Here is a 15,014-nt window from a genome sequence, read left to right on the forward strand (position 1 = left end):
TTCTTGCCGTTCTACGTCAATCAGAAACTGGCAATAATAACCGTCAGCACGTCTAACAACTCTTACCCGTTTAATCTGTTGTTCTGAATAATAAACTAAGGTCTTTTGACTACACCATAAATCAAATTCTCCTGCTTTAAAACCATCGGTAAATTTAATTTTACGTCGATCATCAGATAGTTTGTAGCCTGTTAGTTTATACTCAACCGAACGGCTATGCTTTTTAAACCGAGGAAAACCCTTTTTCCCCGGTATCTTAGCATGACAATTCTGGTAAAACCTATTAATTGATTGCCAGGCTCTATCAGCAGCCGATTGACGAGCTTGAGAGTTTAATTTATTAACCCATGGTGTCTCTTTATTGTTAGCTAGTACCGCACAAAGCTTTTGAAGATCATTCCGGGTTGTCCCCTTATTGTCCATCCAATAACGAACACAAGAGTTACGCACAAACTGAGATGTTCTAATTGCTTCATCAAGCCGGTGATATTGTTCTGGTGTCCCGTTTTTTAGCTTGGCTTCTACGACTAGCATTGATTAATCCTCGACCCTGGATCAATTAAGTATAACACAGTTTACCTACAAATGGTAGAATTAAAATCGTGCTTCGCAGTCAATATCCTGGTCGGATTTCATCCCCCGCAAAGGTTGATGTCTTGTCGAAAAATTTAGCGGGGGCATTCATCCGACATTTTAGGTAAACTGAAGATTGTTTACTGATTTATTCCCTCCTGATAATTGTCAACGATGAGATTAATCGGGAGAATTAGCAATATTGACGGCCAAAATTTATGGAATCCGCCTCTTTTATTCCCCGTCTAGTTATCCCCGTCGGTGATCCCGCCGGAATCGGCCCTGAAGTGGTGTTAAAAGCGATCGCCGATTACCCAATCTCGTCCGGTTGTCAGATTACTCTAATCGGCACCAGAACGCTTCTCGAAAAAGCCTATCACGATCCCCATCCTCTCGATCGCTTTTCTCTGATCGATTTGCCCTACAATCAAGAAAAAATCGTTTTCGGGCGTGGGGATGCCCATAGTGGTGAAATTAGCTTTCTTTACCTGCAAGAAGCCATAAAACGCACCCTCAAGGGCGAATTTGACGGTATTGTCACTGGTCCGATCGCTAAATCCTGTTGGCAGTTGGCCGGTTATGATTTCCCCGGTCAAACCGAGGTTTTAGCTACCATGGCGGGAATTAACCGTTATGGGATGCTATTCGTCGCTAAATCCCCTCACACCGGCTATAACTTACGCACTCTCCTCGCCACTACCCATATCCCCCTGCGAGAAGTTCCCGATACTCTTAACCCCGATCTGATGACCCGAAAACTAGACCTATTGATCGAGTCTTTAAAGCTAGATTTCGGCATCGATCGCCCAAAAATCGCCATATCTGGCCTTAATCCCCACAGTGGCGAAGCGGGAAAACTGGGAAGGGAAGAAAAGGACTGGTTACAGCCTTGGCTGCAGTCAATGGGACAAAAATACCCGCAAACCCAATTAATCGGCCTTGTCCCCCCCGATACGCTTTGGGTGGAACCGGGACGCGCTTGGTTTAGCGGTGCAGGGCAAACCGCCGACGCATATCTGGCATTATACCACGATCAGGGCCTAATTCCCGTCAAATTAATGGCTTTTGACTGTGCTGTTAACACTACCATCGGTTTACCTTTTGTTCGCACCTCTCCAGACCACGGGACGGCTTTTGATATCGCCGGTCTTGGCATCGCTAGGGCCCAGAGTATGCAAGCGGCAATCCAATTAGCGATCGAATTATGTCAGCAGCGGTACAACCAGAGAACTAAACTAGAGATATAGCGCTCGATAGGAGACAATTGGGATATGGGTATCGCTTCAGTTAACCCTGCCACGGGAGAAATTCTCAAGACTTTTACCCCTCTAACCTCGGAGGAATTGGCGACGAAATTGGCCCTAGCTGAGGCAACTTTTCAGCAGTATCGCCACACCGCCATCAGTCAACGGGGACAGTGGTTACGGCAAGCGGCGGATATTTTGGAACGGGATCAAGTAGCATTGGCTACAACCATGACTTTAGAAATGGGGAAACCGATCAAGTCAGCGATCGCAGAAGTCCTCAAATGTGCCTTGGTTTGTCGTTTTTATGCCGATAATGCCGCCGGTTATCTGGAAGATGTGCTGATTGCCACCGATGCTAGTCGCAGTTTTGTCCGTTATCAACCTTTAGGGGTAATTTTAGCGGTTATGCCCTGGAATTTCCCTTTATGGCAAGTATTTCGCTTTGCTGCCCCCGCTTTAATGGCGGGAAATGTCGGCCTACTCAAACACGCTTCTAATGTCCCCCAATCAGCTTTAGCGGTGGAAAGAATTTTATTAGAAGCCGGTTTTCCCGAAGGTGCTTTTCAAACTCTTTTGATCGGGGCCGATCGCGTTAGTGATTTAATTAACGATGAACGGGTAAAAGCCGCCACTTTAACCGGTAGTGAACCGGCGGGGATCAGTTTAGCAGCCGCCGCAGGAAAACAGATCAAAAAGGTGGTTTTGGAGTTGGGAGGTAGTGATCCTTTTATCGTTTTAGATACTGCCGATATCGAGGCGGCAGCGGCTACGGCAGTGACGGCGCGATTGTTAAATAATGGTCAGACTTGTATCGCCGCTAAACGGTTTATTGTTATGGAAACTGTCGCCGATCAATTTGAACAGTTATTAGTGGCCAAATTCCAAGCTTTAAAAGTTGGTGATCCCCTCGATGAAACTGTTGATATTGGTCCTTTGGCCACGGCATCGATCGTCTCGGAAATTGCCGCTCAAGTGGAAAAAACCGTCGCTATGGGTGGTAAAGTCCTTGTGGGGGGTCAACGTTTAGAGGGGAAAGGTAACTTCTATCTACCGACGATTTTAACCGATATTCCTGCTGGTTCTCCGGGGGAAAAAGAGGAATTTTTTGGACCGGTGGCTTTACTATTTCGAGTCAAAAATATCGAGGAAGCGATCGCTTTAGCTAATGATAGTCCCTTTGGTTTGGGTTCTAGTGCTTGGACGAATAACCCCGCAGAAATTGAGCGTTTAATTACCGAAATTGAGGCCGGTTGTGTGTTTATTAACGGTATGGTTAAATCCGATCCTCGTTTACCCTTTGGGGGGATTAAACGTTCCGGTTTTGGTCGGGAATTAAGTGTGGAAGGTATTCGCGAATTTGTCAACGTTAAAACGGTTTGGATTAAGTAAGTAAATTCAGTTATCAGTTATCAGTTATCAGTTATCAGTTATCAGTTATCAGTTAGAAAAGCCTTATATTAACTTAATCTTTTTATAAAAATATGCCGCGTATTATTGATAATATTGAGTCCCATTTATTGCCAATTTTACGCGAAAGTTTATTGTTGGCCCAACGCGCTGATTTTTGCGTGGGTTATTTTAATTTGCGCGGTTGGCAGTCCATTGATACCTATATTGATCACTTTCTCGGTGGTGATTTGTCCTGTTGTCGTCTGCTGATTGGTATGCAGCAAGCACCCCAGGAATTACTACAGCAATCCCTGTCTTTATTGAAGCGCTCAAATGATATAGATAAGGCTACTTGCGCTCGTTTAAGAAAACAAATTGTTCAGGATTTTTGCCAACAATTAACTTGGGGGAATCCTAGCAATCGAGATCAGGCAGCTTTGCAACGTTTGGGAAAACAAATTCAATCGGGCAAGTTAGTAATTCGCTTATTTTTGGGCTATAATCTCCATGCTAAATTATACCTTATTCATCGACAGGATGTCAATAACCCAACGGTGGGATTTTTGGGTAGTAGTAATCTAACTTTTGCGGGATTACAACAGCAGGGAGAATTAAATATTGATGTCCTTGACCACGATGCTTGTGCCAAATTACAAAAGTGGTTTAATGATCGTTGGTTGGATGCTTGGTGTTGGGATATATCCTCGGATATTGTTGAGGTGATTAACGAAAGTTGGGCCCGGGAAAGTCTTATTCCCCCCTATCATATCTATTTAAAAATAGCCTACCATCTTTCCTTTGAAGCCAGGGCCGGTTTAGCGGAATACAAAATTCCCCGACAGTTTGACCAAGACTTACTAGATTTTCAGAAATCGGCCATTAAAATTGCCGCTCGTTATGTGCAAAGACGCGGTGGGGTCTTAATTGGCGACGTGGTGGGGTTAGGAAAAACGCGCATCGCTTCCATTCTAGCATATATTTTGCAGGAAGACTACGATTTAGAAATCTTAATTATTTGTCCGAAAAATCTCCTAACCATGTGGGAGGATTACAGCTATAAATACAAATTAAGAGCGAAAATTATCCCCTTAAGTCAGGTTATACAGGAATTACCCAATCTGCGGCGCTATCGGGTAGTAATTATCGATGAAAGTCATAACCTGCGTAATCGGGAGGGTAAACGTTATCGGGTGATACAGGAGTACATTAACACCAATGAAAGTCGCTGTATTCTCTTGACTGCGACTCCCTACAATAAAAACTATCTTGACCTGTCCAATCAACTGCGTTTATTCATTCAAGAGGATACTAATCTCGGAATTCGTCCCGAAAGACTACTAGAATCTCTGGGAGGAGAAATCGAATTTAATCGCAGATACCAATCTCCGGTCAGGTCCCTAGCAGCCTTTGAAAAAAGTGACTCTCCCGACGACTGGAGAGACTTAATGCGTCTCTATATGATTAGACGGACTCGCGGTTTTATTAAAAATAATTATGCTACAGAAGACGAACAGGGTCGTCGGTATCTAAAATTTGCTGATGGGTCGAGGGTTTATCTTCCCCAACGACAACTAAAGACAATCAAGTTTGACCTACAAGACTCGGTTTATGCGCGTTTATATTCGGAAGCAGTGGTGATAACTCTCAACGGATTGAAGTTACCCCGTTACGGATTGGGAAATTATCTAATTAAAGGATGCAAAGGGACAGGAGAGGAAGAAACCATCTTAAAAAGTCTATCCCGTGCGGGTAAAAGATTAATGGGTTTTTGTCGGACGAATTTATTTAAACGTTTGGAGAGTGGAGGGTATGCTTTCCTGCAATCCCTTGACCGTCATATTCTCCGTAACTATATTTTCCTTCATGCCATGGCCAATAATTTACCCCTTCCCATCGGGAGTCAGGATCCAGCTTTGTTAGACACTCGTTATCTGGATGAGGATTTAGTCACTCAGGGAGAAGATGAAAGTATAGAAACCGAGGAGACTGGGGGGATAACCGGGTTAGAAAAAGAGTATCAAAAAAGAGCCGAACAAGTGTATCAAAAGTATAGCGGTGATTATCGCAAGCGCTTTCAGTGGATTAACCCCGAGGTGTTTAAACCCGCATTGAAAAAAGACCTAAAATCTGATGCCTTGGCTTTAATAGCATTATTGCAAACCTGTGGGACCTGGCAGCCGGAGACCGACGAAAAGCTAGAGAAGTTATGGCAGCTGTTAGAGGAGAATCATCCCAGAGAAAAGGTGTTAATTTTTAGCCAATTTGCCGATACAGTCAGTTATTTAGTCACTCAGTTGCAAAATCGGGGAGTGGATAAGATTGCGGGAGTGACGGGAAACTCTGCTAATCCTGCGGAAATGGTCCATCGTTTTAGTCCCCGCAGTAATTCTCAGCAAGTGGGGGAAGAAATACGAGTCTTGGTTGCGACGGATATCTTGAGTGAAGGGTTAAATTTACAGGATTGTGCCATTATCGTTAATTATGACCTACCCTGGGCAATTATTCGCCTGATTCAACGGGCCGGAAGGGTAGATAGAATCGGTCAAAAAGCAAGTCAGATTCTCTGTTATTCCTTTTTACCTGCGGAGGGAGTGGAGAGAATTATTAAACTGCGGACGAGACTATCTCAAAGACTGCGAGAGAATGCGGACGTGGTGGGGACCGATGAGGTATTTTTTGAGGAGGAGATGGATAACCAGACTTTATTAGATCTGTATCATGAAAAATCTGAGGTTATCGATGAGGAGGAGGATCAAGAAGTGGATTTAACCTCGGAAGCGTATCAAATTTGGAAAAATGCGATCGAAGTTGACCCTAGTTTAAAACATACCATAGAGACTCTGCCGCCGGTGGTTTATTCTACCCGTTGCCATAGTGGGACAGCAACCCATCCAGAGGGAGTCATGGTTTATCTAAAAACTGCCGGGGGGAATGATGCTTTAGCATGGATTGATAAGCAGGGAAATAGTGTGACTCAATCCCAATTAACTATTTTACGGTCCGCTGCCTGTCATCCCCAAACCCCGGCCATTCCCCCCCATCCCCAACACCATCAGTTAGTACAAAAAGGTACAGAATTAATTGCGGAGGAGGAAAACAACTCCGGATCTAAATTGGGACGATTGACGGGAGCAAAATTTAAGACCTACGAGCGCTTAAAAAGGTATTCTCAAGATAGTAAGGATGATCTTTTTGCTCATGAGGATTTATGCAAGGCTCTCGACCAATTGTATCATTATCCCCTTAGACAGTCGGCTCTCGATCGCTTAAATCGTGGTTTAAGAACTGGCATCAGTGACCGACAATTGGCAGACTTACTGGTATCTTTATATAAAGATGACCGTCTCTGTATTGTTCACCCACAAGAATCCACCCAAGAACCTCAGATTATTTGTTCCTTGGGTCTATTTCAACCATAGTAGCTTGATTCATGAATCAAGCTACAAAGTACGATGTTATCCTCTTGTGTAACCCATCGGGAAACGGAGGGAGATCCTCCCTTGTCTCGTTCCAAGGTTCTACCTTGAATAAGGTAGGGTTGATTCATGAATCAACCCTACCCTTGATAAGGGGGGTGTCTGATAATTTTTAACCCTTACCTACTCAACTGATAACTGATAACTGATAACTGACTCCTAACCCTAACAACAATTTTTAATTTTTCCAAGAGGTCTAATATGTCCCTCAATTTCTCCCGGACTCGTGACTTATTATCTAACTTCCAATTTGGGGAACTGTTTATCGAGGAATTGGGATGGTCTCATCCTCGCGCAAAAAAAACTATTAGTATCACCGTTGACAATCAAGAATATCCCTGTCAACGGATTGCGGAAGTGTCCGGAGTAGCAGTATTAGAGGTGACAACTACCGATATACCCGATGCGAAACTTCGTCGGGACATTCACCAGCAAGTTATCGAAAGAATTGCCGAAAATCTGCTAATTTTCGTCGATGGGGGACGGACACGCAGTTTATGGTACTGGGTAAAAAGAGAGGGAAGTAAAAGTTATATCCGTGACCATCTTTATATAAAAGGACAACCGGGAGATTTATTTCTCGGTAAACTAGCGGAATTAGTCCTCGATATCACCGATTTTGAAGATGGGGAACCCTCCGTGGTGGAGGTGGCCCATCGCTTACAAAAAGGTTTCGATATCGAAAAGATTACCAAGAAATTTTATCAGGAATTTCAGCGAGAGCATTTACAGTTCCTCCCCTTTATCCAAGGAATCGATCGAGAAAGCGATAAAAAATGGTACACTTCCGTTATTCTCAATCGTTTAATGTTCGTCTATTTCCTGCAGCGCAAGGGATTTATCGATAACGACTTCAACTATTTGCAAAACCAATTCCAAGCAAGTCAACGACGGGGGGAAAATTTATTCTATCGTCAGTTTCTGCAAACCCTCTTTTTCCAAGCATTCGCTAAACCAGAATACCAACGAGATGAGACAGTAACTGCATTGGTGGGAAAAGTCAAATATCTTAACGGAGGATTATTTCTCCAACATCCCCTCGAAAATCTTTATCAAAACATTTGTATTGATGACCAAGCATTTGAGAATATCCTCGATTTATTCTCCCGTTACTCCTGGAATCTTGACGACACTCCGGGGGGAAGCGATGACGAAATTAACCCGGATGTTTTGGGATATATCTTTGAAAAGTATATCAACCAAAAAGCTTTCGGTGCTTACTATACCCGTCCGGAGATTACCGAATATCTCTGTGATAGGACGATTAATAAATGGATTGTCGAGAGAAGTAATCAACATTATCCCCGCAAACAATTTGCCAGTATTTCTGAACTACTAATCAATCTCGATTCTCCCCTCTGTCAGCTTCTGATTGAAGATATTCTTCCCCAGCTTTCTATTTTAGACCCTGCCTGTGGTTCCGGTGCTTTTTTAGTAGCTGCGATGAAGACATTAATCGGAATTTATAGCGCGGTAATTGGGACAATTGAACTACGGGGAGACAGTAAATTAAAACAGTGGTTAACAGAGGTAAGAAAATCCCATCCCTCCCTCGGATATTACATCAAAAAAAGAATTATTTCCGATAACCTCTACGGTGTCGATATCATGGAGGAAGCGACGGAAATCGCGAAACTGCGTTTATTTCTCGCTTTAGTTGCTGCCGCACAATCGGTGACAGAATTGGAACCCTTACCGAATATTGATTTTAATATCATGTCGGGAAATTCCCTCATCGGTTTAATTCGCGTGGACGAAAAAAGTTTTAATCTCATGGGAGAGGAAAATATTCTGCAAACCCTCACCGCGCAAAATTATCAGGCAATTCTTGCGGAAAAAAATCGCAGTATTGAGTTATACAAAGAACACGCTTTTCAGTTGGGAGAAGTGCAGGGAACCCCCCAAGAAAACCGTCTCCAGATGTTACGCAATCACATCGAGGATGTCAACCGCGAATCGGTGCAGAAATTAAACCAAATTCTCTTAGATGAGTTTAGCGGTAAGTTGTCAATCAAGTACGAATCCGCACAATTAACGGGAAAAGCAAAGAAACGTTTATTAACTCTTTCTGATATGCAATCCCTGAAACCCTTCCACTGGGGTTATCACTTCGATAAACTGATTACAGAAAAAGGTGGTTTTGATGTGATTATCACCAATCCCCCCTGGGAAGTCTTTAAACCCCAAGCGAAAGAATTTTTCTCTCAGCATAGCGACTTGGTGACTAAAAATAAAATGGACATCAAGACGTTTGAAAAGGAACAGAAAAAACTGTTAACCAATCCCGAAATCGCTCAAGCATGGTTAGAATATCAAAGTGAATACCCCCACGTTAGTCTCTATTTTCGTTCCTCGGAACAATACAAAAATCAAATCTCTATTGTTAATGGTAAAAAGCAAGGGACGGATATTAATCTCTATAAGCTTTTTGTTGAACAATGTTTTAATCTCCTCCATCCCCAGGGAGAATGTGGAATAGTTGTTCCCAGTGGAATTTATACCGATTTAGGAACCAAGCAACTGCGAGAAATGTTATTTTCTCAGACAAACGTGACAGGATTATTTTGTTTTGAAAATCGTAAAACAATTTTTGAAGGTGTAGATAGTCGCTTTAAGTTTGTCATTCTAACTTTTGAGAAAAATAAACAAACTATTTCCTTTCCTGTGGAGTTTATGCGTCACGATGTTGAGGAATTACAACGTTTTCCCCATAAAGATAGTTTAGTAATTAGCGTCGATTTAATCCGCAAACTATCCCCCGATTCCCTCTCGGTGATGGAATTTAAACAAGATATAGATATTCATATCGCTGAAAAAATGTCTCGTTTTCCCCTGCTAGGAGAAACCCTTCCCGATACATGGAATCTCAAGTTAACTCGCGAATTTGATATGACTACTGATAGTCATTTATTTAAAACTGAACCCGCAGAAGGAAGACTACCTCTCTACGAAGGAAAAATGATTCATCAATTCACCCATCGGTATGCTTTACCGAAATACTGGTTAGATGAAAAGGAAGCAAGACAAGCTTTATTAAAACGCGGTGAAGTCGATAAAGGTCAAATCTTAGACTATCAAACCTATCGTTTAGGATTTCGTGATGTTGCCAGAAATACGAATATTAGAACTATGATAGCTACAATTTTACCTCCTAATTTATTTTGTCCCCATACAATGAGTTTAGAAAAAATCGATAAGCAACCAACTATAAGTTTAAAAGAAAAATGTTATCTATTATCCATTTTTAATAGTTTTGTTTTTGATAGAAGTATCCGAGATAAAGTTACATCTCATTTATCGTTTTTCTACATCTATCAAACTCCTATCCCCCGATTAAAAGAGGGAGATAAATACTTTCAGGAGATAGTAGAAAATGCGGCGAAATTGATTTGTACCACAGAAGAATTTGAGCAATTAGCGAAAGAAGTGGGGATAGGTTCCTATAAAAATGGAGTAACAGAAGAAGCAGAAAGAATGGCAATTAGAGCGAAATTAGATGCAATAGTTGCCCACTTGTATGAATTAACCCCAACAGAATTTCAACATATATTAACTACCTTTCCCCTCGTCCCCGAAAGCGTCAAAACTGCCACCCTCAAAGCTTACCAAACCCTGTAGGGGAATTATGAATGATGAAGTGGGGAAATTGAACTAAAACCCCAAAACCCCCAACGGGTAGGGTTGATTCATGAATCAACCCTACAATGAATCAACTCCATATATTAACTACCTTTCCCCTCGTCCCCGAAAGCGTTAAAATTGCCCCCCTGAAAGCTTATCAAACCCTCTAAGGGAATTAGGAAGTGGGGAAATTGAACTAAAACCCCAAAACCCCCAACGGGTAGGGTTGATTCATGAATCAACCCTACAATGAATCAACTCTCTCCGAGAAACCCGTTTTCTGTACGTTACTCAAAAAACCCACTCCCCTATACTTTTTAAACAGGATTTGTTATAATTGGTTTATAATTTTTAGAGATGTTTAATAAACTGAAAAATACCATCTAATAACTAATAACTGATTATGTTAATTGGTAAATATTTAACCCTAGGGGAATTATCTACCTGTTCCCAAACCTATCAAAAGTATGCAGCCCAAATCGATCCCTATCCAAAAAATCCTGAAACCATAACCGCTTGGCAGAATCTTACTCACTTTATTATCGATCCAATTATTGATAATTTTGGTCGAGAAAAATTCCAATTAACCTACGGATTTTGTTCCAATGATCTCAGAAAACTTCTCCAAAAAAAAGACCCAATCACCGGCTTAAAAAACGGGAGAATCGATCCCAGTCGCGATCAACATTGCGGCCACGAAATTAATCAAAAAAGTCAATATTATTGTCAGCGATTGGGGGCAGCCTGTGATTTTCGGATTATCGACTTAACTAGCGATCGCCTGATAGATTGGATTTTAAACCAAAAATTACCCTTTGACTCTCTCTATTTTTACGGAATTAATCGCCCGATTCATATCAGCTACGGACCGCAACATAAACGAGATTTATGGACTTTTACCCCTAAAGGAACACCGACCAAAAAAGGTTTACAATCATGGTTAGAAGCGGCGAAATCTATCGATTCTGAAACAAAAAAATCCCCCGAAATAGGGGGATAACCAAGACCTAAAACCCTCTTCTTTTAGATTTCTGGTTCCTGTTCGTCCTCATCGTCCTCATCGGCCGGTTCCGTGGGGAAAGGAACCGAACCCATATCTAATTTATCCCGCAATAACTTCTCAATTTCCGCCGCTACTTCTGACTTTTCTTCGAGATATTTAACGGCATTATCGCGACCCTGGGCAATATTTTCGCCATTATAGCTATACCATGCCCCTTTACGAGTAACCACGTTAGTTTGTTCGGCCATATCCAGCATACAACCCACTTGGGAAATGCCTTTACCGAAGATAATATCAAATTCAGCAATCCGGAAAGGAGGCGCGACTTTATTTTTAGCCACCTTAACTTTAGCCCGAATTCCGTATTCTCCTTCCGTGCCTTTTTTCAAAGTTTGAATGCGACGGATATCTAAACGTACCGAGGCATAAAATTTTAAGGCCGTTCCTCCGGTGGTCACTTCAGGATTGCCGTAGGTGACACCGATTTTTTGCCGCAGTTGGTTGAGGAAAATCACCACACAACCGGATTTACCAATATTACCGGCAATTTTTCGCAGGGCTTTACTCATCAAACGGGCCTGTAAACCCACCTGATTATCCCCCATTTCCCCTTCAATTTCCGCCCGCGGCACTAAAGCGGCCACCGAGTCGATGACGACGATATCCACGGCCGAAGAACGCACTAACTGGTCAACTATTTCTAAGGCAGCCTCCCCCGTATCCGGTTGTGCCACCAGTAAATTATTGATATCTACCCCTAAATCTTCCGAATAGGTGGGATCTAAAGCGTGTTCCGCATCGACAAAGGCCGCCACTCCCCCAGCTTTTTGCACTTCTGCGATCGCATGGAGGGCTAAAGTGGTTTTGCCGGAACTTTCCGGCCCGTAAATTTCGACGATGCGGCCTTTCGGTAAACCGCCACCCAAAGCCATATCTAGGGTTAAAGCACCACTAGGCACGGTTTCCACCCGCATGCGGGTGGCGTCTCCCAAACGCATGATCGAACCCTTGCCAAAGTTGCGTTCGATTTGATTTAAGACTAAACCCAAGGCTTTATCTCGATCGGGATTACTTGTCATTGTCGCCATTAATTTTGTCCCCAGTTTTCTTAAGTAGTACAGGAGTATGCAAAGATTGTAGCCTGTTTTGATCTTGATCCCCAAGAAGTTAGAGACTTTTTCCAGAATGGTGATCAAAAATCAAAACTGTTGATTTTTACAGCCAAGGCCGGCTCATCTGTTCTAATTGCGTCACCTCTTGCGCTTCTAAACTCCATCCTAAGGCCCCGGCATTTTCGATCGCTTGGTCGGCAGTTTTTGCCCCTGGAATGGGAATCACATCTCCTTGGGCGATTAACCAATTGAGGGCGACTTGTGCGGGGGTTTTTTGGTATTTTGCGCCCAATTCTTGCAGTACCCTTAAAATTGGGGCTATTTTCTCCAAACCTTCTTTTTTGAACCGCGAGTCATTTTTCCTGGCTCCATCGGGCAAATTCTGGCTTTCTGGGCTATATTTACCCGTCAGTAGTCCTTGAGCGAGGGGGCTGTAGGCGAGGATGGTGACACCCAATTCCTTGGCCGTGGCTAAAATTGCCTTAGTTTCTATTTTGCGATACAAAAGCGAATACTGCACCTGATTGACCGCTAAGGGAACCTCTTTTTTCGCCAAAATCTGGCTTGCTTGACGCATTTGCTCGGCGGAATAATTACTTACGCCCACGGAACCAATGCGGCCGCGTTTTACTTCTTCCCCTAGGGCATTGATCAGGGTTTCTTGGCTAATCAGGAAGGTGAAGGGCCAATGTACCTGATAAAGAGCCATTTTATCGGTTTTTAGACGGTTTAAGCTGTCGGTAATGGCATTATGCACCGCATTCGCCCCAAAACGCCACGGTACGGGGGCAAACTTGCTGGCAATATCGATGGGAATATCAGTCTCTTGAGTAAATTTTCCTAAGAGTCGTTCCGATTCCCCCAGGCCATAGACTTCGGCAGTGTCAAAAAAGGTGATTCCTGCCTCTACTGCCGCTTTAAAGGCCGCTTCTACCTGATTAGCTCCGTATTCCTTGCCATAGTTCCAGAATATTTTATCTCCCCATGCCCATGTCCCGATGCCCAAGGCACTGACGGCAATTCCTGTTTGTCCGAGATTAGCGGTTTGTCTAGTCATATTCCCTACAAAGGTGGCAATTTTTCAGTTTTTCGATGATCTTATCCCATTTTTTTTTTATTCGTAGCCCTCACCCTCCCTTGCCTCATCTCCACCAGCAATTTAAATACGCGGGCAGCTTATTTAAAATAGCTTAATTAAGAAAATATAAAAAAATATAATTAATAATTGTGTATGGATTATGAGTTACATTAATCACTCAACCCAAAAACACATCTCCGTAATTTCTATGAGAGCAAGTGAGATACTAGATTTATATGCCAAGGGCAAACGCAATTTTACAGGAGTCAACTTAAAAGGACAGTGTTTTCGCAGAAAGGATTTATCGGGGGCTAATTTTAGTGAAGCGGATATCCGTGGCACTAATTTTCAAGGGGCTATTTTAGAGGGAACTAAATTTACACAGGCCAAAGCAGGATTACAAAAGCGCGGCCATCTACAATTAATCTTAATTTCTTGGTTAATAGCGGCTATCTGCGGTTTTTTCTGGGGATTAGTGGGTTATTATCTAGCTTTAATGCTGGTGACAAATGTAACCGGATTTAAAATCATTGCTGCGCTGATCATCACGATTTTATCACTAATTTACGGAATATTTTATCGTCAGCGAGTTGGGGGATTGCCCTTAGTCTTATCCTTGATTTCTGGTCAAACAATCAGTTTTATCCTAGCAATTTTAATCAGCTTAACTTTAAGTTTATTAACAGTAATTATCTTGGTTTTTCAAGCAGCATTCGCAGCGGTAGCTGTAGTTAATTTAACTTTGCCTATAGCTTTAATTGTTGGTATTTTTGGAACTTGTTTCACCGCTTATCTGGCCTGGTTATCCCTAGAAGAATCGAGAGAAACGATCACGAAATCCCTGGCCATTGCTTTTTTAGCCAGTAAAGGCACAAATTTTGGGGGGGCAAATCTCAAAGAAGCTGATTTCACGGCAGCGCAGTTAAAAGCCACTGATTTAAGGGCAAAAGATTTCACTAGAACTCGATTTTATCTGGTATCGGGCATCGAGCGAGCGCGCTGGGAAAAGACAATTCTGGCCGATACTGCTACCCGAAATCTTCTCGTTACCGGTCAAGGGGAAAATAAAACTTATATTGGCTATAATTTTCGCGGACTAAATCTTTACAGAGTTAACCTCAAAAATGCCAACCTCACCAGAGCAAATTTCAGCGAGGCAAATTTAGCCCAGGCTAATCTAGAAGGGGCGAATTTAGCCCATACTAACGTGATGAGAGCCAATTTACAGGGAGCCACCCTAACGGGCGCTTGTATCGAAGCTTGGAAAATCGCCGAAAATACCAATTTAGAAGGGGTTGATTGTGATTATATCTATTTGGTCGAGTCCGAGGGAGAGCGACGTCCTTGCCAGGGCAAATTTGCGGCAGGGGAATTCCGGCAATTGGCGCTGGAGCAGCGAAAATTGTATATTAACGAAACCTAGGAATTTTGACCGGAGATTTCCCTAATATTACTGATTCTTTACCTAAAATGTCGGATGAATGCCCCCGTTATCCTTGTCGCCACTTTTTACCC

General features: G+C 42.7%; 9 protein-coding genes. 6 read left to right on the forward strand and 3 right to left on the reverse strand.

Annotated features, from left to right (window positions below; all coding sequences use genetic code 11):
- The coding region (locus tag O9334_RS05050) for an RNA-guided endonuclease InsQ/TnpB family protein (RefSeq protein WP_502846537.1) at window positions 1-534 on the reverse strand (534 nt) is incomplete at its 3' end.
- Between the two features lie 257 nt (window positions 535-791).
- Between O9334_RS05050 and pdxA the strand changes: the two genes are divergently transcribed.
- The 5 genes from pdxA (at window position 792) to O9334_RS05075 (ending at window position 11,306) form a co-directional block, all read left to right on the forward strand.
- Window positions 792-1,820, forward strand: coding sequence for a 4-hydroxythreonine-4-phosphate dehydrogenase PdxA (gene pdxA / locus O9334_RS05055; RefSeq protein WP_045357422.1), 1,029 nt, complete (start codon window positions 792-794; stop codon window positions 1,818-1,820).
- A 24-nt stretch (window positions 1,821-1,844) separates the two neighbouring features.
- Window positions 1,845-3,209, forward strand: a complete 1,365-nt coding sequence (locus O9334_RS05060; RefSeq protein WP_045357421.1) for an NAD-dependent succinate-semialdehyde dehydrogenase — start codon at window positions 1,845-1,847, stop codon at window positions 3,207-3,209.
- A gap of 92 nt (window positions 3,210-3,301) precedes the next feature.
- Complete coding sequence (locus tag O9334_RS05065) at window positions 3,302-6,628, forward strand: helicase-related protein (RefSeq protein WP_287999616.1); 3,327 nt, start codon at window positions 3,302-3,304, stop codon at window positions 6,626-6,628.
- A gap of 258 nt (window positions 6,629-6,886) precedes the next feature.
- Window positions 6,887-10,303 (forward strand): Eco57I restriction-modification methylase domain-containing protein, encoded by a 3,417-nt coding sequence (locus O9334_RS05070; RefSeq protein ID WP_287999617.1) that lies wholly within the window; start codon window positions 6,887-6,889, stop codon window positions 10,301-10,303.
- A 406-nt stretch (window positions 10,304-10,709) separates the two neighbouring features.
- Complete coding sequence (locus tag O9334_RS05075; protein ID WP_190358931.1) at window positions 10,710-11,306, forward strand: hypothetical protein; 597 nt, start codon at window positions 10,710-10,712, stop codon at window positions 11,304-11,306.
- Between the two features lie 23 nt (window positions 11,307-11,329).
- Here the strand turns inward: O9334_RS05075 and recA are convergent, their stop codons facing one another.
- Both recA and O9334_RS05085 read right to left on the reverse strand, forming a co-directional pair.
- Window positions 11,330-12,397 carry a recombinase RecA gene (gene recA / locus O9334_RS05080; RefSeq protein ID WP_045357411.1) on the reverse strand — a complete coding sequence of 356 codons (1,068 nt, stop codon included), beginning with the start codon at window positions 12,395-12,397 and terminating at the stop codon, window positions 11,330-11,332.
- 127 nt (window positions 12,398-12,524) lie between these two features.
- Window positions 12,525-13,478, reverse strand: coding sequence for an aldo/keto reductase (locus O9334_RS05085; protein ID WP_045357409.1), 954 nt, complete (start codon window positions 13,476-13,478; stop codon window positions 12,525-12,527).
- 229 nt (window positions 13,479-13,707) lie between these two features.
- Here O9334_RS05085 and O9334_RS05090 point away from each other — a divergent pair, with 229 nt between their 5' ends.
- The gene (locus tag O9334_RS05090) at window positions 13,708-14,922 is read left to right on the forward strand and encodes a pentapeptide repeat-containing protein (RefSeq protein ID WP_287999618.1); all 1,215 of its coding nucleotides are present in this window, start codon (window positions 13,708-13,710) and stop codon (window positions 14,920-14,922) included.
- Window positions 14,923-15,014: the final 92 nt, after the last annotated feature.

This window comes from Microcystis sp. LE19-8.1F (assembly GCF_027531715.1).
Classification (GTDB): Bacteria; Cyanobacteriota; Cyanobacteriia; order Cyanobacteriales; family Microcystaceae; genus Microcystis; species Microcystis wesenbergii_A.